Here is a 719-nt window from a genome sequence, read left to right on the forward strand (position 1 = left end):
GTGGTTAATGTCAGATGCCCCGTGTCACGCGCTGTGGATTCTTTCAAGCTGTCGTAAGTATAAAGGCCAAAACCACCTGCGCTGGTCAGCGCAAAAACTGCAATGGCGATGATCAGCATCGACAACAAACTGCGTCGGCGATTACGTTGTAGATTCAGCCAAGCAAGGCGAACCGAAACGGGAATTAGCTTGCCCATGAGACCTCCTCCACACTGGCGTGCGTTTGGATGATTTTGCCGTCCACCAGCTCGATGGTGCGATCGCAGCGTGATGCCATGCGAGGGTCGTGAGTAGCGACAATGAAGGTGGTACCAAACTCGTGCCCAAGCCCTTTCATGATATCGATGACTTTGTTTGCGGTTTGGCTATCGAGGCTTGCTGTTGGCTCGTCGGCAATCACTAATGCAGGTTTGTGAACCAAAGCGCGAGCAATCGCTACCCGTTGCTGCTGACCACCAGACAAGTTATCGGGCATGTGATGGATAAATTCGCCCAGCCCCACATGTTCCAGCATCTGTGAGGCAAGTTCAGTTTGTTCTGTTTTTGAAAAACCGTTGAGATGCAACGGATAAGCGACGTTCTCCAAAGCCGTCATCACTGGCACCAAGTTGAATTTTTGAAATATAAAACCCAGCTTTTCACGGCGCATTTTCGCAGCCTGCATTTGTCCACTCGGGTAAGGTTGACCAGCAAACGTTACCTGACCTTGATATTGAGAA

At 50.3% G+C, this 719-nt stretch carries 1 protein-coding gene and 1 pseudogene; both read right to left on the bottom strand.

The features are described 5' to 3' along the window. Window positions 1-197 (bottom strand): annotated as a pseudogene (locus R8N47_RS25090) (ABC transporter permease); the annotation flags it as partial. After that, window positions 185-719 (bottom strand): ABC transporter ATP-binding protein (locus tag R8N47_RS25095; protein ID WP_318186092.1); only part of this gene is annotated, 535 nt, incomplete at its 5' end. The gene R8N47_RS25095 and the pseudogene R8N47_RS25090, both read right to left, overlap by 13 nt.

The sequence above is a fragment of the Vibrio sp. 2132-1 genome (genome assembly GCF_033344315.1).